At 59.7% G+C, this 21,690-nt stretch carries 24 protein-coding genes, 1 tRNA gene and 1 riboswitch; of the genes, 5 read left to right on the forward strand and 20 right to left on the reverse strand.

All coding sequences use genetic code 11. The features are described from left to right. Positions 1-244: 244 nt before the first annotated feature. Positions 245-332, reverse strand: a tRNA-Ser gene (locus C2U47_RS22385). A gap of 249 nt (positions 333-581) precedes the next feature. Continuing rightward, a complete protein-coding gene (locus C2U47_RS22390) occupies positions 582-1,037 on the reverse strand; it encodes a YbjN domain-containing protein (protein ID WP_160839247.1) in 456 nt (151 codons plus the stop codon). Positions 1,038-1,192: 155 nt separating this feature from the next. Between C2U47_RS22390 and C2U47_RS22395 the strand changes: the two genes are divergently transcribed. Beyond that, positions 1,193-2,530, forward strand: a complete 1,338-nt coding sequence (locus C2U47_RS22395) for a flavohemoglobin expression-modulating QEGLA motif protein (RefSeq protein ID WP_010674988.1) — start codon at positions 1,193-1,195, stop codon at positions 2,528-2,530. Positions 2,531-2,600: 70 nt separating this feature from the next. Here the strand turns inward: C2U47_RS22395 and C2U47_RS22400 are convergent, their stop codons facing one another. Together C2U47_RS22400 and C2U47_RS22405 are read right to left on the reverse strand one after the other, a co-directional pair. After that, positions 2,601-3,182, reverse strand: a complete 582-nt coding sequence (locus tag C2U47_RS22400; protein WP_010674989.1) for a thymidine kinase — start codon at positions 3,180-3,182, stop codon at positions 2,601-2,603. An 85-nt stretch (positions 3,183-3,267) separates the two neighbouring features. Next, positions 3,268-4,848, reverse strand: coding sequence for a Na+/H+ antiporter NhaC family protein (locus C2U47_RS22405; RefSeq protein WP_010674990.1), 1,581 nt, complete (start codon positions 4,846-4,848; stop codon positions 3,268-3,270). Between the two features lie 87 nt (positions 4,849-4,935). Next, positions 4,936-5,107, reverse strand: a riboswitch (Lysine riboswitch). A 317-nt stretch (positions 5,108-5,424) separates the two neighbouring features. Here C2U47_RS22405 and C2U47_RS22410 point away from each other — a divergent pair. Next, positions 5,425-5,823, forward strand: a complete 399-nt coding sequence (locus C2U47_RS22410; RefSeq protein WP_010674991.1) for an H-NS family histone-like protein — start codon at positions 5,425-5,427, stop codon at positions 5,821-5,823. Positions 5,824-5,900: 77 nt separating this feature from the next. Here C2U47_RS22410 and C2U47_RS22415 read toward each other — a convergent pair whose 3' ends face one another. The 5 genes from C2U47_RS22415 to C2U47_RS22435 all read right to left on the reverse strand — a co-directional run bounded on the left by C2U47_RS22415 (position 5,901) and on the right by C2U47_RS22435 (position 8,809). Further along, positions 5,901-6,464 (reverse strand): cob(I)yrinic acid a,c-diamide adenosyltransferase, encoded by a 564-nt coding sequence (locus tag C2U47_RS22415; RefSeq protein WP_103261928.1) that lies wholly within the window; start codon positions 6,462-6,464, stop codon positions 5,901-5,903. Further along, positions 6,461-6,691 carry a DUF3820 family protein gene (locus C2U47_RS22420; RefSeq protein ID WP_010674993.1) on the reverse strand — a complete coding sequence of 77 codons (231 nt, stop codon included), beginning with the start codon at positions 6,689-6,691 and terminating at the stop codon, positions 6,461-6,463. Before C2U47_RS22420 ends, C2U47_RS22415 begins: the two co-directional genes overlap by 4 nt. A gap of 1 nt (position 6,692) precedes the next feature. Then, the gene (gene queE / locus C2U47_RS22425) at positions 6,693-7,364 is read right to left on the reverse strand and encodes a 7-carboxy-7-deazaguanine synthase QueE (protein ID WP_010674994.1); all 672 of its coding nucleotides are present in this window, start codon (positions 7,362-7,364) and stop codon (positions 6,693-6,695) included. 61 nt (positions 7,365-7,425) lie between these two features. Continuing rightward, entirely contained in the window at positions 7,426-8,133 is a 708-nt protein-coding gene (queC, locus tag C2U47_RS22430; RefSeq protein ID WP_010674995.1) for a 7-cyano-7-deazaguanine synthase QueC, read from the reverse strand. Between the two features lie 22 nt (positions 8,134-8,155). Then, positions 8,156-8,809, reverse strand: a complete 654-nt coding sequence (locus C2U47_RS22435; protein ID WP_174217460.1) for a tRNA-uridine aminocarboxypropyltransferase — start codon at positions 8,807-8,809, stop codon at positions 8,156-8,158. Here C2U47_RS22435 and rrtA point away from each other — a divergent pair. Continuing rightward, the gene (gene rrtA, locus C2U47_RS22440) at positions 8,775-9,353 is read left to right on the forward strand and encodes a rhombosortase (RefSeq protein ID WP_223937785.1); all 579 of its coding nucleotides are present in this window, start codon (positions 8,775-8,777) and stop codon (positions 9,351-9,353) included. The genes C2U47_RS22435 and rrtA overlap by 35 nt on opposite strands. An 86-nt stretch (positions 9,354-9,439) precedes the next feature. Here the strand turns inward: rrtA and pyrF are convergent, their stop codons facing one another. The 6 genes from pyrF to cmk form a co-directional block, all read right to left on the reverse strand. Beyond that, a complete protein-coding gene (gene pyrF, locus C2U47_RS22445; RefSeq protein WP_010674998.1) occupies positions 9,440-10,138 on the reverse strand; it encodes an orotidine-5'-phosphate decarboxylase in 699 nt (232 codons plus the stop codon). A 121-nt stretch (positions 10,139-10,259) separates the two neighbouring features. Next, a complete protein-coding gene (gene lapB / locus C2U47_RS22450) occupies positions 10,260-11,426 on the reverse strand; it encodes a lipopolysaccharide assembly protein LapB (RefSeq protein ID WP_010674999.1) in 1,167 nt (388 codons plus the stop codon). A gap of 9 nt (positions 11,427-11,435) precedes the next feature. Then, positions 11,436-11,720: a LapA family protein gene (locus C2U47_RS22455; protein ID WP_010675000.1), complete on the reverse strand. Its 285-nt coding sequence runs from the start codon at positions 11,718-11,720 to the stop codon at positions 11,436-11,438. A gap of 156 nt (positions 11,721-11,876) precedes the next feature. After that, on the reverse strand, positions 11,877-12,161 hold the full coding sequence (gene ihfB / locus C2U47_RS22460; RefSeq protein ID WP_005299934.1) for an integration host factor subunit beta: 285 nt from the start codon (positions 12,159-12,161) through the stop codon (positions 11,877-11,879). A 92-nt stretch (positions 12,162-12,253) separates the two neighbouring features. Next, on the reverse strand, positions 12,254-13,924 hold the full coding sequence (rpsA, locus tag C2U47_RS22465) for a 30S ribosomal protein S1 (RefSeq protein WP_010675001.1): 1,671 nt from the start codon (positions 13,922-13,924) through the stop codon (positions 12,254-12,256). A gap of 93 nt (positions 13,925-14,017) precedes the next feature. Beyond that, positions 14,018-14,710, reverse strand: coding sequence for a (d)CMP kinase (gene cmk, locus C2U47_RS22470; protein ID WP_010675002.1), 693 nt, complete (start codon positions 14,708-14,710; stop codon positions 14,018-14,020). Between the two features lie 263 nt (positions 14,711-14,973). On the opposite strand from cmk, the gene ribA reads away from it, so the two are divergent. Then, the gene (gene ribA / locus C2U47_RS22475) at positions 14,974-15,567 is read left to right on the forward strand and encodes a GTP cyclohydrolase II (RefSeq protein WP_010675003.1); all 594 of its coding nucleotides are present in this window, start codon (positions 14,974-14,976) and stop codon (positions 15,565-15,567) included. Between the two features lie 66 nt (positions 15,568-15,633). On the opposite strand, the gene C2U47_RS22480 is transcribed toward ribA, so the two are convergent. Then, positions 15,634-16,536, reverse strand: coding sequence for a LysR family transcriptional regulator (locus C2U47_RS22480; protein ID WP_010675004.1), 903 nt, complete (start codon positions 16,534-16,536; stop codon positions 15,634-15,636). Positions 16,537-16,629: 93 nt separating this feature from the next. Here C2U47_RS22480 and C2U47_RS22485 point away from each other — a divergent pair, with 93 nt between their 5' ends. Continuing rightward, positions 16,630-17,883, forward strand: a complete 1,254-nt coding sequence (locus tag C2U47_RS22485; RefSeq protein ID WP_010675005.1) for an MFS transporter — start codon at positions 16,630-16,632, stop codon at positions 17,881-17,883. Here C2U47_RS22485 and C2U47_RS22490 read toward each other — a convergent pair. The 4 genes from C2U47_RS22490 to C2U47_RS22505 form a co-directional block, all read right to left on the reverse strand. After that, a complete protein-coding gene (locus C2U47_RS22490; RefSeq protein WP_010675006.1) occupies positions 17,868-18,422 on the reverse strand; it encodes a VOC family protein in 555 nt (184 codons plus the stop codon). The genes C2U47_RS22485 and C2U47_RS22490 overlap by 16 nt on opposite strands. Further along, the gene (locus C2U47_RS22495) at positions 18,416-19,180 is read right to left on the reverse strand and encodes a hypothetical protein (RefSeq protein ID WP_010675007.1); all 765 of its coding nucleotides are present in this window, start codon (positions 19,178-19,180) and stop codon (positions 18,416-18,418) included. The genes C2U47_RS22490 and C2U47_RS22495 overlap by 7 nt, the downstream gene beginning before the upstream one ends. A 153-nt stretch (positions 19,181-19,333) precedes the next feature. Beyond that, positions 19,334-20,059 (reverse strand): oxygen-insensitive NADPH nitroreductase, encoded by a 726-nt coding sequence (gene nfsA / locus C2U47_RS22500; RefSeq protein ID WP_010675008.1) that lies wholly within the window; start codon positions 20,057-20,059, stop codon positions 19,334-19,336. Between the two features lie 67 nt (positions 20,060-20,126). Next, entirely contained in the window at positions 20,127-21,689 is a 1,563-nt protein-coding gene (locus tag C2U47_RS22505; protein ID WP_010675009.1) for an AbgT family transporter, read from the reverse strand. Position 21,690 lies beyond the last annotated feature (1 nt).

Consider the following 21,690-nt stretch of genomic DNA (forward strand, 5'->3'; position numbering starts at 1 on the left):
CCGTGACGGGAATAAGGGTGTGTACGGCTGGCTCAGAAAGCAAAAAACCGACCCTGAGGTCGGTTTTTCTAATTTGGTGCTGGGTCGGGATTGACTCGCACCATCCCTGGCGCTCGCCCTGCGGGCAGCCTTCGGCTGTCCAAGCGGGCTAGTCCACCCGCCTGTCGATACCGGGTAGAGACCAGATTGCCGGCTACCGGAAAAACAAAAGGCCCCGTCTTGCGACAGGGCCTTTTGTTTTATTTGGCGGTGAGGGAGGGATTCGAACCCTCGATACGTTGCCGTATACACACTTTCCAGGCGTGCTCCTTCAGCCACTCGGACACCTCACCAAATTTTTACTTCTTTGAAGTGGCTTTCGGAGCACGCTACGCGTGCTTTCTTGCCGACTTCGTCGGTGGGCAGCTACTCGGACATCCCACCAAATTTTGGTCTGTGGTTTAACGTGTTCAGCCAACACGGGTTCACTGCGCTGTTGCGCCGGAACGGGGCGTAATTTAGGGGAAAGCCCCGCCGCCGTCAACGGCTTTTTAGCCGCAGCGAACCGTTCGCACATTAAACGCACAGTTCAGGTGCTGAAGTCAGTGAACGGATTCCGGTGCGACCTGGATTTCCGGCAGATTGAGGAAGCCAAGGCGTTCACATTCGGAAACCACTTCATGGGTGGCTGCCGTGGTGCTTTCAACGAACAGCAGGAACTGCTCGACGGTGAGACCCGCCTTGGTAAAGACGGTGTGACCCACAACGAGGCGTGGCAGGTTGTCATCGATGATGTCGAGGAACACCTTGAGGGACGGATATTGCATGTTGAGACGACCCAGTTCGGCCACCAGGGGCAGTAGCGATGAGGGGCGCACCTCCAGCTCGGATGAGAACAGCAGCCCTTCCTCTTCCACGAAGATCCGGCTCTCCTGGATGCCCTCGACGGACTGCAGGGAGACCATGTGGATGCCATGACACTGATCGCACACATAGTGCTCGATCCGGGCCTGTTGCAACCAACGCATTATCATTTCAGAGCTGGGGATATTCATCATTTTCACGACACGGTAGAGATCAAGGGGCGCAGTCTAAACCAATTTTCAGACAACCAAAAGCACACAGGCCGGATCCCCGTCGTCTCGCTTCTTTTTGACAGGCCCTGTGCCTATACTCAGCCATTCTCGTAGCGCACTCGCCTCCAAAGAGCCCGATGACCATCCAAGAAAAGTATCGCCTGCACCTCAAATCCCTCTCGGATGAACTGCTCGCCCTGCAAAAACCCATCCGCATCCTGGATGCCATCAAATGGCCCCGTCACCTGCAAAGCGACTTTCTGGCAAGTGGCGGCAAGGCACTGCCCGCCATCGACAGGCACTTCTATGAATCCCTCCCCCTGGGGTTCGATCCCCGCAACAAGTACCTTGAGCTCAAGGAGTTGAGGGACAGGATCCGCCGGCGCCTCGGCCCCCAGGACGATCTCGGCCGGATCCTGCAAGAGACGGTGGATCAGTACATGGTGGTCATCGAGATGCTGCGCCAGCGCGGGCAGCCGGACTTTCAGCGCTACAGTCAGCGGCTCTACGGCTCGGCAAGCGATCACCTGCGCGGGGATCGCAAGACCCTGAAGGAGCTGGGGGCCAGATTGTGCGACATCTTCTCCCTGCCCGGCGCCCGCCATCTGGTGCGCCCCTACCCCAAGGAGTTCGAGGGGGAAGCCGCGGTGGCGAGGTTGCAAGGCAAGCTGTCGAGCTACTTCAGCGACGGCACAGTCCAGGTCAAGCTCAGCGATGGCATCGTCTCCGATGCCGCCGCCGGGGGGGATTACATCAAGCTCAACTCCCACGCCCGTTTCTCGGAACTCGATCTGCAGGTGCTGGAGGTACACGAAGGCTGGGTTCACGTCGGCACCACCCTCAACGGCCGCCAGCAATCTTACGCCACCTGGCTCGGTGCCGGCTCGCCCCGCATCACCGCCTGTCAGGAGGGGTTGGCAGTACTCATCGAGACCCTCACGTTCAGCTCCTTCCCGGACAGGGCCAAGCGCATCTCGGATCGGGTCATGGCCATCGACATGGCGGAGCGTGGCGCCGATTTCATCGAGGTGTTCCGCCACTTCGTGGCCAAGGGGGCCAGCGAGCACGACGCCTACAAGATCACCCAGCGGGTGTTTCGCGGAGGCATGGTCGAGGGGGGCGCCTGCTTTACCAAGGATCTCTCCTATGTGAAGGGCTATGTGGAGACGGTGAACTTCATTCGCAGCGCCGTGCTGGAGGGGGTGCCGGAGATCCTGCCCATGCTGTTCGTCGGCAAGGTGACCCTGGACGACATCCCCGTGCTCTATCAGCACTATCTGGAGGGGCTCATCGACGCCCCCCGCTACCTCCCTCCCATGTTTCGCGACCTCACCGGGCTCTACGTCTGGTTCGGCTTCGCCTCCGGCATGTCCCTGGTGGACATAGGCCGGGTACAACAGCATTTTCGCCAGCTCTTCCACCGCCTGCCGGCGGCCGACCCCATCATCGCCCCTGTCGACATCGAGATCGACTGACTCCCATAGACAAAGAGGACGCCAGATGGGCGCCCTCTTTGATGTCCAGGCTGCACGAGCCAGCCACGGGTTACTTGAAGGCCCGCCCTTCCAGATAGTGCTTGCGGCAGAGCGACACATAGCGATCGTTGCCGCCGATCTCCACCTGCTCACCGTCGCGCATCACCTGCCCCGCCTCGTTGACCCGCGAGTTCATGTGGGCCTTGTTGCCGCACCAGCAGATGCTTTTTAGCTCCTCGAACTTGTCCGCCAGACAGAGCAGGTGGTAGGAGCCGGGAAACAGTTCGCCGCGAAAATCGGTCTTGAGACCATAGGCAATCACCGGAATGTCCTGCTCGTCGACGATGCGGGCGAGCTGGTAGACCTGCTCACGGGTCAGGAACTGCGCCTCGTCAACGATGAAGACATCGATGTGCCGCTTTGCGTGGCGCGCCTTGACCATCTCGAAGAGATCGCAGCTGTCGCTGAACACCTCCACTTTCAGCTCAAGACCGACCCTGGCACTGATGACGCCGGCACCGAAGCGATCGTCGATGGCGGGCGTCATGGCCAGCGGATACATGCCACGCTCCAGATAGTTGAAGTGGGCCTGGATGAGCTGGGTCGATTTGCCTGAGTTCATGGTGGCAAATTTGTAGTGCAGTGAAGCCATGATGGGGTTCCGAAACGGGAGTGATGGGGCGCATGCTAACCAAAGCCCCTGCCAAAACCAAGGGGCCCGCAGGCCCCTTGTTCTCTTATGCAACTGCCACGGCGCTATACGCCCGGGCTTTGCGCAAATGGTAACCGGAGAAGATCAGGAACCAGAGCCCGCTCACGGTGAAACCGGCCAGCGCGGAGTGCATCAGCCCCATCACCAGGTAGCCGAGCGCAGCGCCAAAGGCGATGGCCAGGGCATAGGGCAGCTGGGTCATCACGTGATCGATGTGATGGCAACCGGCCCCGGTGGCAGACAGGATGCTGGTGCTGGAGATGGGGGAGCTGTGATCCCCGAACACGGACCCTGCCAGTACGGCGGCCAGCATGGGCAGCATCAGACTGATGTCGCTGGCGGCCGCCATGTCGCCGGCCAGCGGCAGCATGATGCCGAAGGTACCCCAGCTGGTGCCGGTGGCAAACGCCATGGCGCAGGAGAGCACGAAAACCACGGCGGGCAGCACTTCCACCGGCAGATTGCCATTGGCCAGGGAGGCCAGGTATTTGCCGGTTTCCACATCGCGCACCACGGCGCCGATGGTCCAGGCGAACAGCAGGATGTTGATGGCGGGCAGCATGGCCATGATCCCCTGCGGAGCCGCTTTCATCCAGTTGCTTGCCCCCAGCTTGAGGCGCATGGCCAGACCGATGGAGACCACCAGGCTGCACAGGGCACCATAGACCAGGGAGGAGCCGACATTGGTGTTCTCGAAGGAGCCGAGCACGCTGAACGGCAGCCCCTTGTCGGCCAGCACCGCAGCCCCGGAGTCAATCATGAAATAGACGGTGGCCAAGGTCAGGGTCAGGATGGGCAGCACCATGTCAATCATGCCGCCATTGCTCTCCTCCGGGCTCTCCATGTCGAGCCCGATGGGGCGCCCCTTGGACTCGTCCCACAGCTTGCCCTCCAATGCCCACTGCTCATGCTGACGCATGGGGCCGATGTCGAGCTGGAAGGCGATCACCACCAGCACCATGATCAGGGTGAACACCGCATAGAGGTTCATGGGGATCATCTCGACGAAGGCGGAGATGGGGCTCTGGTCGGTCAGACCATGAGCCGCCATGATGCCGCCGACGAGGGCGATGATGTAGGCCCCCCAGGAGGAGACCGGCATCAGCACGCAGACCGGCGCGGCGGTGGAGTCCAGCAGATAGGCCAGCTTGGCGCGGGAGATCTGGAAGCGATCGGTCACCGGACGGCAGATGGCCCCCACCGACAGACTGTGGAAGAAGTCGTCGATGAAGAAGGCGAACACCATCAGACCGGTCAGGGACTTGGCACCCTTGCGGGTCTTGGCGCGGCGCTCCGCCCACTCGGCAAACGCCCGGGTCGCACCGGAGACGCTCATCAGGCTGATGAGGCCGCCCAGCAGCAACATGAAGAGGATCATGTTGACGTTGTCACGATTGAGCGCACCGTCGACCCAGAAGATCCTGAGCACGGTGTCGAGCATGTAATGCAGGGACGCAAGGGGAGAAAACTGGTTGAGCAGCAGGCTGCCTGCGACTATGCCCACCCCCAGCGACACCAGGACGCGGCGGGTGATGATCGCCAGCGCAACGGCCAGCAGGGGGGGAACGACGGACCAACCGGAGTCGGCGTAATGAACGATGTCCATGATCTCTTTGCACCTAAAGACAACAGGTGGAGATCTACCGAGAGGATCAAAGAAACAAAACCCATGGGGAGGGTATACTCCTCAGCCCCTTCAGGTAGCGCTCCATAGTGGATGACTATGGCAGTCCTGCACCTATTAGATGCAGAACCAGCAACCCGGTATGATGGCCTGGTCACTTCGGCGCCGACTCCTTTCATCGAGCATCGCAGGCATCACCCTCCGCTCGGTTACTCATAGGCAGCGCGCCTCTACTTAAAGGTATTCGCGCCACATTTTATCGAGCCGCCGGGTGATAGCAAGTTTTTTGATTAAATTTCAAGGTTTCTGTGGCACCCACATCTTCAAAGATAGTCAAATGGTTCATCAAAGACTCTACTGGCGATATTTTCATCTGACATGAACCCATTCGAAGATGCTGGCCCGTCAAACGGATAAAAATATCCTTCATATCTATTTCAAGACTTAATTTATCAGCCTAATTAATTATTTGGGCAGGCTTGACTTGGTGCCAAACACCCCTATAAATTATCGAAAAACCAGTTCTTCCCTTAATATTTTGCTCGCGTGGTAGCCAATATGAACGAATTTCTGAAAGTGCTGTTGAATATCCGTAGCCTGCGTGCAGTTTGCCGCGATTTGACGCTGGAACAACTGGAAGAAGGCTTGGAAAAGCTCTCCGCCATCGTCGATGAACGTCGACAAGATGAATCCGCCGAACGCCAGGCCCGTGAAGAGCATCAAAAGAAAATTGCCGAATATGCCGAAATGCTGAGGGCCGCAGGGATCGATCCCGCCGAATTGGTCAACACCGTGGTTCCCGAGAATACCAAGGTCAGCAAACGTGCGCCCCGCCCCGCCAAATATCGTTATCTTGACAATGGCGTGGAAAAAACCTGGACCGGTCAGGGCCGCATGCCCTCGGTCATTGCCAAGGCCGTTGCTGAAGGCAAATCTGTGGAAGCCTTTGCCATCTGACTGCAATATCAGGCCCCTTTCCACAGCAATAAAAAACCTCGCAAGGCGAGGTTTTTTATTGCTGCTTCGAGCGGTGGTCAGCCTCTGTCAGCCGCCTTGACCCAGAGGATCTCCGGGGTACCCGACGATACCAGCAGGTATCTGGCGATGGTGAAAAACCAGTCGCTCAGCCGGTTGAGGTAGGGCAAAACGGCCGGATTCACCCGCTCTACGTGGCTCAACCCAAGCAGCAGGCGCTCACAGCGACGGGTCAGGGTACGCACCACATGTGCCTGGGCCGCCGCCCGCGAACCGCTCGGCAAAATAAAATTGCGCAGCACCGGCAACCCGGCACTGTAGGCATCGATCTGTTGCTCGAGCCTGTTCGTCCAAGCCTCATTCACCTGCCACAGCGCATCCGTTTGCGATTCACTGGAAAATGCCAGCTCCCCGCCCAGATCAAACAGCTCCTGCTGCAACAATATGAGATCGGCCAGGAGTGTGCTCTCCCCGACGGGTATTTCAGCCATCAACAAGCCTATTTGGGAATTCAGCTCGTCGATGGCGCCATAGGTCTCGACACGTTTATCGTCTTTGGCCAAGGAAGTGCCATCGGCCAGTCGCGTGAGCCCCTTGTCCCCTTGCCTTGTATATATTCTCATTCTGACATCCTGTTAATAATGGGAATAATCATGGACTCGAGTCCATTGAGCTTTACCTCGTAGGCCAGTGCCAGAGACTGGCCCAGGATACCGGCCGGAAAACCGCTTCGCGCCATCCATACCAGATAGGGTTCGGGAATATCGATGATGCGCCGCCCCTTGTATTTCCCGTAAGGCATCTTGCTGGCCAGCATCAGCAAGATGCGCTCATCGCTGAGTCCATCCATATCAATCGATATTCAGGTATTTATGGGTCTGGATGGAGAGTCGCCAGTTACGGGCGATGCAGGTCGCCATGGCCAGCTCCGTGGCCCTGGCTTTCTGGCTGATGGGTTGCAGCGCAATCATCACATCGGGGCGCAGCCGGGCGGTGGCCAGCAGGGCATCCAGCTCCTCGATATGGTGCTCGGTGGCCACCGGGTGCTTGATCTCGTTGGCCCGCTCCAGTGCAGAGACCAGCACCGGCAACCCACCCTTCATGCCGATCTTGGGGGAAACAGTCACCCAGGTCTGCTCATGGGTCAGCACCTCGCTGGTCCCGCTGGTTTCGATCTGCACCTGATAACCCGATGCCACCAGGGCCGAAGAGAGCTCGCGCAAGTCGTAGAGGCAGGGCTCACCACCGGTCAACACCACGTGACGGGCCCGGTAACCGAGCCGGGTAAAGCTGGCCAGGATATCTTCCGTGCTCATCTTGCTCCAGCCGTCGGACTCATTGGAACGATCGAGCACCTCGCCAGGGGCCACCTCACGCTCGGGGTCCACCACCCAGGTGTGGCGGGTATCGCACCAGGGGCAGCCCACCGGGCAGCCCTGAAGGCGAACGAAGATGGCGGGCAGGCCGGTAAATACCCCCTCCCCCTGGATGGTCTGGAAGATCTCGTTGATTGGGTAGTGCATCTTGGTCACGACTTGCTGCAAAAGGGGCGGATTATACCCCAAACCCGGGCTAGGCACAGGCTCAGGATCCGCTTTTCTCGCCCAGTCCACTCTTCTCGTAAAGTCTGGCACGGATGCCGGTCTTGTCAGCCAGATAGTGATCCAGGCCACGGCGACGCAGCTCGCAGGCCGGACAGGCCCCGCAACCATCTCCCTGGATTCCGTTGTAGCAAGTGAGCGTCTGGTGACGCACGGTATCGAGGTGACCGTAATGATCCGCCAGCGCCCAGGTTTCGGCCTTGTCGAGCCACATCAGGGGGGTTTCGAAGCGGATGGGGCGATCCAGCCCCAGGGAGACCGCCTGATTGAGCGCCTTTACGAAGTCGTCGCGGCAATCGGGATAACCGGAAAAGTCGGTCTCGCACACCCCAGTGATCACCGCTTCGGCACCCACCTGATAGGCATAGATGGCCGCCAGGGTCAGGAACAGGATGTTGCGTCCCGGTACGAAGGTGTTGGGCAGGCCGTTCTCCTGAAGCTCGAAGCTCACCGGTATGTCGTCCCGGGTCAGCGCAGAGATGGCCAGCTCCCCGAGCATGGTCACATCCATTACCTTGTGGGCGGCGATCCCGAGCGCCGTCGCCAGATGGCGGGCGGTGTCAATCTCCGCCCGATGGCGCTGGCCGTAATCGAAGGTGATGGCATGCACTTCGTCATAGCGGGCCTGTGCCTGCACCAGACAGGTGGTGCTGTCCTGCCCACCACTGAAGACCACGACGGCTTTTTTCATGTTTTTCACTCCTCTGGGCAACTCAACGGCGGCGGCCTTGTGCAAAGTCATGCCACTGCCGGTTCAAATGGGTAAACAGGGTCATCAGCGGGGCGAAGCGCTCAGGCTCTCCTTCCCACCGGGACAACAGATGGTAGCCCGCTTCCAGGGTGGACAATGCCTCCTCAAAGGGCTTTTTGCGAATGGAATATTGTCCAGCAATGGCGCCGAGGGAGATCCGCGGCAACCCGAGCAGTGCAGGCGAGCTGTGCAACATGCGATAGGCTTTGCGCCAGGTGCCATCGAGGAGGATGAAGTGGGCTCGCACGGTGCGCCCACTTCTCAGGAGATGCTCCCTTGCCTCTATCAGGGTCAGGGCCTCCTCATCGGGCCACAGCACGTAGCACTGGACAGCGGGGTCGGCAAGCAGGGCATTGAGCCCTTCGTCGTCGGAAAAATCCTCTCCCACATGAATGCGTACATCGGTCAGGGACGCCGCCAGCAACGCAGCCGTCCCCTTGGGGTGACCTACTTCGGCAGGGTGTTGCAGAATATGGAGCGCAGCCAGGTTCGGCACCCGCTGAATATAATCGCACAGGCACGCTTTGAGGGCCCGGGTACAGCGTGTACAGTATCGGCTCTCTTTGTCGTTGGGCTGCTTCATGTTGTCAGGAAAATCGGGTCTGCTCTGGGTCATCGCGCTTTCGCTCGTCACTGCCTTGCTCTTTTTCACCGTGCCAAATCATCAGCTCGCCTTCGATCGCGACCTGATCGCCCAGGGCGAAGGGTGGCGCATCATAACAGGCAATCTGGCACACACCAATGGATGGCACCTGCTGCTCAACCTGAGCGGTCTGGCCGTGCTCTACAGCCTGTTTCAGGAGTACCTGACGGGATGGCGCCTGCCCGTGCTGTTGCTGCTGCTGGGAACGGCGGTCGGACTCGGCATCTGGTGGGGCTGCCCGCAAACCCAGTGGTACATGGGACTCTCCGGCCTGCTGCACGGCTTGTTCGTATGGGGTGCCATGCAGGACATCCGCTTTCGCCGTCACTCCGGCTGGCTGATGCTGGCGGGCGTCGCCATCAAGCTCGGTGTGGACTTTTACAGTGCCGGCGAGAGCCCTGTCTCCGCCTTGATCGGTGCCAGGGTGCACATCGAGTCACACTTCATCGGCGCACTCGCCGGCCTGCTGCTCGGCCTCTTCCCCATTCGTCTGGACACCCAGGCCGTCCACTCCTGAACTCCCTATAGGCAGGGCCAGCCCACGGCCAAAATGCAGCAGGCCGGATCTGGGATCCGGCCTGCGCTCATTCGCCCATTACGCCGTTACCGGCAAAGCTCGGCATTGATCGCCCCAAGCACGGCGGCGGGATCCGAGGACTGGGTGATAGGACGGCCGATCACCAGATAATCCGCCCCCGCCTCCACCGCTGCCAGCGGCGTCATGACGCGGCGCTGATCACCGGCAGCCGATCCGCTCGGACGAATGCCCGGCGTCACCAGCTTGAATTCGGCTCCCAGCAGCCCCTTCAGCACACTCGCCTCTTCCGCGGAGCAGACCACACCATCCAGCCCGGCCGCCTTGGCAAGGGTGGCCAGGCGGATCACCTGTTCTGCCGGCGTCACATCCAGACCCAGGGGCGCCATGTCGGACTGCTCCATGCTGGTCAGCACGGTTACCCCGATGAGCAGGGGCGCCTTGTCCCCGTATGGCAGCAACGCCTCTCTGGCGGCACGCATCATGCGTTCGCCACCGCTGGCATGGACATTCACCATCCAGACGCCCAGCTCCGCACTGGCCGCCACCGCCTTGGCGACGGTGTTGGGAATGTCGTGAAATTTCAGATCCAGGAAGACGTCGAACCCCTTGGCCACCAGTTGACGAACGAACTGGGGACCAAACAGGGTAAACATCTCCTTGCCTACTTTGAGGCGGCACTGGGCCGGTGAGATCTGCTCAATGAAGGCAAAGGCGTCGGCTTCGTGCTGATAATCCAGCGCGACCAGTACTTTGGGGTCTTGCATGTCACTTCCTATGGATTGTTATGCCACAGCCAGGCGCAGCAGAGCCGGGGCCCGGTTGCACGCTGGCATCTGAAATTCTTGGGTATCCGTGCTCGCCCGGGCGTGTTGGCCTCGCTGGCGTTTACTCCCCATCCAGCCCTCGGATCGGCTTGATGGTGCCCCACTGCCGGCAGGAAGGGCATTGCCAGAACAGCGAATGGGTGGCAAAGCCGCACTGACGGCACTTGTGGGTCGACTTGATCTTGATCTGCTCACCGACCAACTGTTGCAGCAGCTCCAGGCTCTCCTTGGCAGGCCCCTCCTCGGCACTGGCCAACTGGAAACCGACCAGCTGATAAAACCCCTTCATGGAGGGGTGGCGACGCAGTTGGCGCAGCACCAGCGCACGGGCCTGACTCAACCCATCGCGGGCCTCCACCAGATTGGCCAGCGCCAGGGTCACGCTGACCCCCGCATGATCCTCTACCGCTTTTTCAAGCAGCGGGATCAGCTCCTGGCTGCGACCAAGCTGGCGATAGCATTCGAGCAGTTTTGGCATGGCTTCGGAGGCAAAGTCGATGTCCTGCTCGAACACCCGCAGGAGCTCCTTGGCCGCATCCTCGAACCTGCCCTCCTCCATCGCCAGATCGGCCAGCCGCAGGCTGGCGCGGGCACAGGCCGGGTGGGCACCGAGCGCACGCTTGAGCTTGGCGATGCCCGCAGGCTTGTCGCCATCGCGCAAGGCACTCTCCGCCTGTTCGCAATAGAAGTGGGAAATGGGCTCGGCCAGTTTCTTGCCCTGGAATTTCTGCAGACGCACCGCCACGGCGATGGCATTGTCCCAGTCACGCAACTGCTGATGAATGATCAGGAGCTGTGCCAGAGCCGTCTCTTCGAAATCGCTGTCATCACACAGCTCTTTCCAGAGTGCTTCGGCCCGATCGAGCAATCCGGCAGCCAGAAAGTCACGGGCCAGCTCCTGCAAGGCAAGCTGACGCTGCTCACGGGTCAGCTGACGGGCGACCAGGTTCTGGTGGATCTTGATGGCGCGATCGACCTCGCCCCGTTGACGGAACAGGTTGCCGAGGGAGAGGTGGGTTTCGATGGTTTCGCTGTCGACTTCCAGCAGCTGGATAAAGAGATCCACCGCCTTGTCCGACTCGTCAGAGAGCAAATAGTTGAGGCCCGCCACGTACTGGCGGGAAAACTGGTTACTCTGTTGCTGGGTGTCCTGGCGAACACTCCTGCGGCCCATGTACCAGCCATAACCGGCGGCGATGGGCAACAGCAGGAAAAGCAGTTCAAGCATCGAGGGACATTATTCCTTGGTTGTCGACCGGGCAAGCTCCAACTCGCGAGATTGACGACGCATGGTTCGGTTCAGGGTGCGATTTTGCAGTTTGAGACGCAGGAACAGCAGACCAAATACCAGCCAGCCCAGCAGAAAACCGCCGGCGAAGAAGAACCCCAGCAACATGGAGAGCGAGAACTCCCCCTGGGCGATCAAGTAGTTGAACTGCACCAGCTGACCATTTTGAGAACCGATGGCAAGGGTCAGGACAAACACCAGCACCAGTGGAATGAGGGCCAAGATACGCTTCATGGGAGCTCCCTGTCTGTAGCGAATGAGTGACTGATTATCCTTAAAATCACAGGCAGACTCTAGCGCGAATGGGAAAAGAGTGTGAGAAACCCGACAACGGGCAGACTCCAGAACATAAAAATGAAAAAGGCATACTCAGGTATGCCGTTTTCTGCATTATTCGATGATGTTGACGCGTTCGCGCAACTCTTTGCCAGGTTTGAAGTGCGGGACATATTTCCCGGTCAGTTCAACCTTGTCCCCGGTCTTGGGGTTGCGACCCACGCGGGGCGCACGATAGTGCAGCGAGAAACTGCCAAATCCTCGGATTTCAATCCGGTCGCCGTTTTGCAAGGTCGATGCCATCTGCTCAAGGATCTCCTTGATAGCGGCTTCGACATCCTTGGCCGGCATATGCATGCGGCTGGCTGCCAGTTGTTCGATGAGATCTGATTTGGTCATAAGGTTAAATCTCCTTCCCCGATCACATGCAATAATCATTTTGCCAAGATAAAAAAGGGCGGCGCAATGCCGCCCTTTTCTTGCATCAAGGATTACTCACCCTTGGCGGCTTTGAACGCTTCCATCATGGCATTGCTGAACACAACTTCTTCTTGTTGGTTCAGGCTGTCGATGGCAACACGCTCGTCAGCCTCGTCCTTGGCACGGACAGACAGGCTTACGGTACGGTTCTTGCGATCAACGCCCATGAATTTGGCTTCAACTTCGTCACCAACAGACAGCACCAGAGTGGCGTCTTCTACGCGGTCACGAGCAGCGTCGGAGGCACGCAGGTAGCCTTCTACGCCGTCAGCCAGTTCGATCACGGCACCCTTGGCATCAACCTCGGTAACCTTGCCCTTCACAATAGCACCTTTCTTGTTGTCAGACAGGTACTTATTGAACGGGTCTTCTTCGATCTGCTTGACGCCCAGGGAGATGCGCTCACGCTCCGGGTCCACTTGCAGAACAACGGCTTCGATCTCGTCGCCCTTCTTGAATTCACGCACGGCTTCTTCGCCCTGGTTGTTCCAGGAGATGTCAGACAGGTGAACCAGGCCGTCGATGCCGCCATCCAGACCGATGAAGATACCGAAGTCAGTGATGGACTTGATCTTGCCGGAAACACGGTCGCCCTTGGCGTGAGTTTCGGCAAACAGCTGCCACGGGTTGGATTTGCACTGCTTCAGACCCAGGGAGATACGACGACGCTCTTCGTCGATGTCCAGAACCATCACGTCAACCACGTCGCCAACGTTGACAACCTTGGACGGGTGGATGTTCTTGTTGGTCCAATCCATCTCGGATACGTGTACCAAGCCTTCCACGCCTTCTTCGATTTCAACGAAGCAGCCGTAGTCGGTCAGGTTGGTCACGCGGCCAGACAGACGGGTGGTCTCCGGGTAACGCTTGGCGATAGCAACCCAGGGATCTTCGCCCAGCTGCTTCAGGCCCAGGGATACACGGGTACGCTCGCGGTCGAACTTCAGAACCTTGACAGCGATCTCGTCGCCAACGTTGACGATTTCGGAAGGATGCTTAACGCGCTTCCACGCCATGTCGGTGATGTGCAGCAGGCCGTCAACACCGCCCAGATCTACGAATGCACCGTAGTCGGTCAGGTTCTTGACGATACCCTTAACTTCTTGACCTTCTTGCAGGTTGGCCAGCAGGCTTTCACGCTCGGAGGTGTTCTCGGTCTCGATCACGGCACGACGGGAAACAACAACGTTGTTGCGCTTCTGGTCCAGCTTGATGACTTTGAACTCGAGTTCTTTGTTTTCCAGGTGAGCGGTGTCACGGATCGGACGCACGTCAACCAGAGAACCCGGCAGGAAGGCACGGATGCCGTTCAGCTCAACGGTGAAACCACCCTTGACCTTGCCGTTGATGATACCGATAACGGTAGCTTGCTCTTCGTAAGCTTTTTCAAGCTGCAGCCAGGCTTCGTGGCGCTTGGCTTTTTCGCGGGACAGCTTGGTTTCGCCGAAACCATCTTCGATAGAGTCCAGAGCCACGTCAACGGAGTCACCTACGTTGATTTCCAGCTCGCCCATGGCGTTCTTGAATTCTTCAGCCGGGATAGCAGACTCGGATTTCAGACCGGCATCAACCAGTACGAAACCGTTCTCGATAGCAACGACAGTGCCCTTGACGATGGAACCTTGACGGGTTTCAACGGCATTCAGGGACTCTTCAAAGAGTTGAGCAAAAGATTCGATCATTGTTTATGTCACAAATGAAACATCCACTTGCAATCCGGCACAAGCGGGGTTGTTTTAAATTATCTGCGCCATCCTTGGTGCAGACGACTGACATCAGTTTGCGCTGACATCACCAAGTTGTTGCTCTGCATAGGCAAGCACCGTTGCCAGCACTTCATCTATGGTCATGGACGTTGAGTCTACAACAAGAGCATCTTCCGCGGGTTTCAGGGGAGCGACGGCGCGATTTCTGTCGCGATCGTCACGTTCCCGAATCTCGGTTAAAAGACGCTCAAAGTTAACATCAAAGCCCTTATCTTGCAACTGCTTATAGCGGCGCTGGGCCCGCTCCTCGGCGCTGGCGTCGAGGAAAATCTTCACATCCGCCTCGGGGAAAACCACTGTACCCATGTCGCGACCGTCGGCGATGAGACCGGGGGCTTGGCGGAATGCACGCTGACGGCGCAGCAGGGCTTCACGTACCCGGGGAAACGCCGCGATTTTGCTGGCCGCGTTGCCCACTTCTTCAGTACGAATGGTACGGGAAACATCCTCCCCTTCGAGGATCACCTTGACCAGCGCCCCTTCTACCTGGAATTGCACATCCAGATTGGCGGCCAGGGGAACCAATGCGGCTTCGGAATCGAGCTCCACATCGTGATGCAGGGCTGCCAGGGAGAGCACCCGGTAGATGGCACCGGAATCGAGCAGGTGCCAGCCCAGTTTTTCAGCCAGCAACTGGCACAAGGTGCCTTTTCCTGCTCCACTTGGGCCATCAATAGTCATCACGGGGGCCATCTGAGCCATAACGTTTCTCCTGCGCACTCGGCATCTTGACTGGTTGCACACATCCCTGTCGGGATGGGTTAATGGGCGCCGATTATACCCGAATGCGCCGTCTCTGGCAGTTGTCAGGGCACACAATTGCGCAAAAGTCGTCGTGATTGCACCTATTCTGACCAATCGGGTTAACCCACTTCTCACGCAAGGTTTTGTTCTTATGGTTGTTCCGGACAATGCGCGCTAAACTGGCCGCCCTTTTTTAAGCAGCTGTAGTCAGGAGCAACCATATGAGCAGCGTTACCCTCGTGGCCAAATCCAAGTTGCCGACCCCCTGGGGCACTTTCACGCTGGTTGGTTTTCAGGAAACCGGCACAGGCAAGGATCATGCCGCGCTGGTGATGGGCGATATCGCAGACGGCGAACCCGTGCTGGGACGCATTCATTCCGAGTGTCTGACCGGGGATGCCCTGTTCAGTCTGCGTTGTGACTGCGGCTTCCAATTGCAGGCCGCTCTGGAAAACATCGCCAAGGCGGGCCGCGGCGTCCTGCTGTATGTCCGTCAAGAAGGGCGAGGCATCGGCTTGCTCAACAAGATCCGGGCCTATCATCTGCAGGATCAGGGGGCCGATACCGTGGAGGCCAACGTGGCGCTTGGCTTTGCCGCCGACATGCGTGACTACACCATCTGCGCCGACATGCTCAAGGCGCTCGAGGTCAAGTCCCTGCGCCTGATGACCAACAACCCGCGCAAGTTGAAGGCGATGGAATCCTTTGGCATCCCGGTGGCGGAGCGCGTGCCCCTTCAGGAAGGTCGCAATCCCCACAACGAGTTTTATCTCTCCACCAAGGCAAACAAGCTGGATCACCTGTTCAAGAAATAAGGTTGCATCCACCTTGTCAGCATACGCCTCCAGATTGGAGGCGTTTTTATTGGTGATACCACTCAATCATTGAGTATCTGTAGCGCAATGGTGAGAAACATCCCCTTGTGCCAGCAAAAAATCCCGCAATGCCCGGTTCGCCATGGAGAGCGGATCCCCCCGTCGCCAGGCTACGCAGAGATCCAGGAAGATAGGGGGTGAAAAAGGGATGCCGGTGAGGGCCGGCTCCTCTTCCAGCGCCATGCGCAGGAAGGTGGTCACGGCGAATCCCTGACGCACCACCGCCTTGAGCAGCGGGATGAGATTGCTTTCGAACGCGATGTCAGGCTCTACCCCCAACCCCTGCGCCAACACCTCCATGTGTTCCCTGTGGTAGAAGCCTCGCCGGAACATGGCGAGCTCCTGGCCGAAGAACTGTGGCAGCGAGACCGACTCAGCGCCGCGCAGCGGGTGCTCCTCCCCCACCACCATCAGCATCTCTTCCCGCAGCAGTTGCGCCCCCTCGAGGGCCGGTGGCAGATCGCTGGTGATGAGGATGGCGAGATCCAGACTGCCATCCACCATGCGGCTGAGCAGCTCCCGGGTGCCCGCCTCCTCCACCCGGATCTTCAAGCCGGGGTAGCGATGCTTGAACGCCATCAGGATTGGCGGGAAGTAATAGGATCCCATCATGTAGGGGATGCCGATGCGCACCTCCCCCCGTTCCAGCCCCTTGAGCTCGGCCATCTCGGCCTCGGCCTGGTGCATTTGGCGCAGCAGCCGTTCGGCGTGGCGGCAGAGGACCTCTCCCTCCGGGGTGAGGCGCACGCTGCGGTCCTGCCGGTCAAACAGCCGCAGATCGAGCTGCTGCTCCAGCTTGGCGATGGCCATGCTGACGGCAGGCTGGGCCACGTTCAGCCCCTGGGCCGCCCTGGTGAAGGAGCCGGCATCGCGCACCGCCAGCAGGTATCCGAGCTGTTTCAGGTCCATATCAATTTCATTTATCAGGGTGATAACTTAAATATATTATATTTATACGTTTCGTCGCACTACCCTGCACAAAAGTCGTCGGGACAACTCCATATGATTGAAATAGGTAGTCGCGAATGGATACGCGCCACCCTGGCTCTCAGCCTGGGCTCCTTCCTGGTATTCCTCAATCTCTACCAGACCCATCCCCTGCTGCCGCTCCTGGCAGAGGTTTTCTCGGTCAGCGCCTTGTCCGCCAGCTGGACGCTGGCAGGCTGTACCGCAGGGCTGGCAGGCTCCCTGCTCGTCTGTGCCCGTCTGGCTGATCGGTTCGGACGGCGGCGGATCATGCTGTGGACCCTGGCGGCCGCCATCCTGCTCTCCCTGTGCATCCCCTGGGTCACCCACTTTGATGTGCTGGTGAGCCTGCGCATCCTGCAAGGCGTCCTGCTGGCAGGGCTGCCCGCCACCGCCATTGCCTACATGGGGGAAGAGTTCAGCAAACGTGCCCTCATCGTAGCCGTCGGCGTCTATATCGCGGCCAACTCCCTGGGAGGCATCGCGGGCCGGGTGGTCGGCGGTCTGCTGGCTGGCTGGTTTGGTGACTGGCAGCACACTTTCCTCGGTATCGGGATCATCAGCCTCGCCCTGCTGCCACTGGTCATCTGGCTGCTGCCCGCCCAGCGCTGCTTCGTGGCCGTGGAGGCAGCGCCTGGGCAACTGCGCCGCGCCATCCAGAGCCACCTTGGCAACCCCTTGCTGGTGGGGGCCTATCTCATCGGCGGCCTCAACTTCATGGTCTTCCTGAACCAGTACAGCTATCTCACCTTCCTGCTGGCCAAGGCCCCCTTCTCCCTGCCGACCCAGTGGCTCGGCATGCTGTTTCTGACCTACCTCACCGGCACCGTCGCCTCTTCACTGAGCGGCCGCGGGGCCCATCGCTGGGGAGCACATCGTCTGCTGCTGGCGGGAATAACCTTGATGGCACTCGGCAGTCTGGCCCTGTTGCAGGGGAGCCTTGTCGCCATCATCGGGGGATTGCTTGTCTCGAGCTTCGGCTTCTTCCTGGCCCACGCCTGTGCCAGCGCCTGGGTCGGCCAGCACGTGGAGCACAACCGGGCGCTCGCCTCGTCGCTCTATCTGGTGGGGTATTACCTGGGGGCCAGCCTGGGCGGGCTTTATCTGCATCCCTTCTGGGAGCAAGGGGGGCTATGGGGTCTGGTGCTCGGCATCGAGCTGGTGTTGATGATCACCGCCGGGTTGAGCCTCTGGCTCGGTCACTTGAAAGGACGTGTGGCGCCCGCTTGTGCGTTGACGCCACAGGATCAGGCTCCCGTCAACGGGTCCTTCCCTCACAGACCGTCATAATAGTCCGCCGGTACCGGCACCACGGCGCCGGTGCAGAGCTCTTCGTCGATCACCTCCTCAAGCGGGCGCAGATGAAACTTGATCTGCCCGGAGGGCAGCATCAATCCTATATCCGGATTGCGTCCGTCATCGATGTTGCCGGTCTTGAAGGGGACATCCGGATGCGTCGTCACCAAGGTCGTGAGCGAGGGCACCACCAGCTCGATATGTTCGAGCCCGGCCTGATGGCTTCGACCCGCCTTGGGGGCGGCCAGTTCGATGCAGGGGACGGTCACCTGCTCCCAGCAGACAGGCTGGTGCAAGCGATAGGTGGCGATGGGACGACCGCCTATCATCCCCTCCACCAGCAAGACTCCGTGGGCGGCCAGCACCGCTTTCAACTCCAGATATTCCGGCAGGGTGGCGGCGCGGTAGCAGAGGTGATCCACCACGGGGGAGTCCTTGACTCCCATGACGGCATGCATTTCCGTGAGCAGTTGGCAAACAAATGGGGCCATGGGCCCCAGTGTGGAATCCAGTGGATGTGACATGATCACCATTTCTTCTTGGGTTGGAACAGGACGTCCAGTTCGTCCGTCTCTTTGTCCTTGATGTTTTGCAGCTCCTTCTCGCTGTGCTGCTGCAGGTGTTCTTCCAGCTGGCGCATCCCCTGACGCATGTCCTCTTCCCGCGCCAGCAGGTAGGGATCCTTGTCGGTGACATTGGCCAGCGCCCCCAGTCCCTTGGTGTAGAGCTGGCGGCAGGTGCCGTACTGCCCCTGGATCTGGGCATCCATGGCCCGCTTGAGCAAGTTGGCGATGTTGATCTTGAGCTGCATCAGCTCGAGGCGGCGATCCTCCTGGGCAAAGCCCTGGGGATCTATCTTGCCCTTGTTGTGCTCGACCCGCAGCACGGCCCGCATCTTCTTGGCCAGTTGCAGCATCTGGATGGCCTGGCGGTCGGACTCCGGCGTCTTGAAATGCCCCTCGTCCTGGCTGCTGTAGTTCTCCTGCACGTTCTTGATCTGGAGCTGGACGTCGGCGATGCGCTGCTTGACCTGCGCATTGGGCATCACCAGCGCGATGGCGCGGTAGGCATCCAGGATCCGGTGTTGCAACAGCAGCACCATGTTTTTGGAAAAGGGCACCAGATTGACGTTCAGCAACACCTCTTCAGTCTCGTCTGCCACCGCCTTGTGACGGGCAATGGCCTGGCGCTTGTCCGATTCGGCCTTCTGCTTGTATTGCTGCACCACGTTATAGGCGATGACCAGAAACAGGAGTGCGCCGATTGACAGCAATATCAGGGTTAAAATCATAGGGTGTTCACACTCCAGTCCCAATCCAATTGCGAGATCCTACAACAGCTTAGCCTCATAGGGTAGCGCCCAGATCCCGTATTGCCTCACAAGAACGCTCCCAGGCGGTGACCGCATCCGGTGCGTCTTGCTCCATATCGCCCGCCGCCCCCATTACTTGAGGCAAAAACCCTTCGACTGCAGGAATCCCAGCATGAAGGGCCTCGCCTCCTTGCCCAGGATCCCCCTGATCTGCCCGCTCCAGGTCTGATCCTTGTTGTTGCTGCTGCGGGCCTGGTAGTAGTCGTGGATCTGCCCGTCGTACCGGGCCAGCAGGGCGCGGTCCAGGGTGGCAGGATAGCGGTTCTCGTGCACCACCAGCGCCCGGGGCAGCCGCGGTTTTTGCTCCGGCCGCTGGGCGGGATGACCCAGGCAGAGGCCAAACAGCGGGATCACCTGATGGGGCAGACCCAGCACCTCGCTCACCTCGGCCGGATTGTTGCGAATGCCGCCGATATAGACCCCGCCCAACCCAAGTGACTGGGCCGCCAGCAAGGCATTTTGCGCCATCAGGGCGCCGTCGATGGCCCCGATCATGAGCTGCTCCACAAAGCCGGTGCGGGCCTCCGGCACTATCTGGCTGTGACGATGGTAGTCGGCGCAAAACACCAGAAACTCCGCCGCCTCAACCACATAGGCCTGATGACCGGCCAGCTCCGCCAGGGTGGCCCGCAGCCCCTTGTCGGTGACCCGGATGATGCTGTTGGCCTGGAGGAAGCTGGAGCTCGCGGCGCTCTGGGCGGCGCTCAGGATCTGATCCAGCTGCTCTGCGCTGACGGGCTCTGGGGTGAACTGGCGAATGGAGCGATGGGAAAGAATGAGATCGATGGTCGGGTTCATGGTACCTCCGGGATGAAGGTCACACTCTACCCAAAAAAAGCGGGGGGCCCAAGGCCCCCCGTCACCCTCAAGGGGCAGGATAGACATAGGGGGCCTGCAACCCAAGCGGGAACCCCAGCGCCCAGTAGAGCAGCAGGAAGCCCGTCCAGCTCACCAGGAAGGCCAGGGAGTAAGGCAGCATCATGGAGACCAGGGTGCCGATGCCTGTGCTCTTCACATACTGCTGGCAATAAACCACCACCAGGGGGAAGAAGACCATCAGCGGGGTGATGATGTTGGAGGCGGAATCCCCCACCCGATACGCGGCCTGAGTCAGCTCGGGCGAGATCCCCACCGCCATCAGCATGGGCACCAGGATGGGGCTGATGAGGGCCCACTTGGCGGAGGCCGAGCCCACCACCAGGTTGACGGTGGCCGTCAGCAGTATGATGCCGACGATGGTCACCTCTCCCGGCAGCGCCAGGGCGTGAAGCACCTCGGCACCGGAGAGCGCCAGCAGGGTACCGAGGTTGGAATCCCCGAACGCCTTGATGAAGAGGGCGCAGAAGAAGGCCATCACCATGTAGGAGCCCATCTTGTTCATGGTGGCCGACATGGCGTCGATCACATCCTTGCCGCTCTTGAAGCTGCCGGCGACAAAGCCATAGACGATCCCGGGCAGGATGAAGAGCAGGAAAATGAGGGGCACGATGGACTTCATCACCGGCGCGGCGAAGGTGGTGAGGGAACCGTCCGGTGCCCGCATCGGCGAGTCGCCGGGGGCCAGCGCCAGCCCCAGCAGCACCACGGCCGCCAGCATGGCGAACCCGGCCCAGTTGAAGGCCCGGCTTTCCTGGGCGCTGTAACGGCCCATCTCGTCGGCGCTCTCCAGATCCTCGTTGAGAGGCACCTGCTTGAGGCGCGGCTCGACAATCTTCTCGGTGACAAACCAGCCCACGCAGATGATCAGCAAGGAAGAAGCGCCGGTGAAGATGATATTGCACAGGGTGTTGACCATGTAGTCAGGGTCGAACAACTGGGCTGCAGACTGGGTGAAACCCTGAAGCAGCGCATCCCCGCCGGAGGGCAGGAAGTTGGCGGCAAACCCGCCGGAAACCCCGGCAAAGGCTGCGGCAATCCCCGCCAGCGGGTGGCGACCCGCCGCATGGAAGATGATGCCGCCAATGGGGATCACCAGCACATAGCCCGCATCGGCGGCGGTATGGCTGACGATGGCCACCAGGATCAGCATGGGGGTCAGAAAGCGCGCCGGCGTCACCTTGAGCAGCTTCTTGAGCCCGGTGTTGATGAAACCGGACTGTTCAGCCACCCCGACCCCCAGCATGGCCACCAGCACGATGCCAAGGGGAGCAAACCCGGTGAACGTGGTGACCATGCTGGCGAGAAAGTCCGCCAGCCCTGCCCCGGTCAACAGGTTGTTGATGACCACGGCCTCTCCGGTGCGGGGATTGACCAGATCGAAGGAGAACTGGGAGCCTATCCAAGAGCCGACCCAGACGATCAGCAAGGCATAGAGGAAGAGCATGGCGGGATCCGGCAGCTTGTTGCCCGCCTTCTCCACCCCGTTCAGAAAGCGGTTCAACCAGCCGTTGGGAGGGGCCGGACGCTCGTTCACTGCAGCTTGACTCATT

The organism is Aeromonas sp. ASNIH7 (assembly GCF_002903485.1).
Taxonomy (GTDB): Bacteria; Pseudomonadota; Gammaproteobacteria; order Enterobacterales; family Aeromonadaceae; genus Aeromonas; species Aeromonas caviae.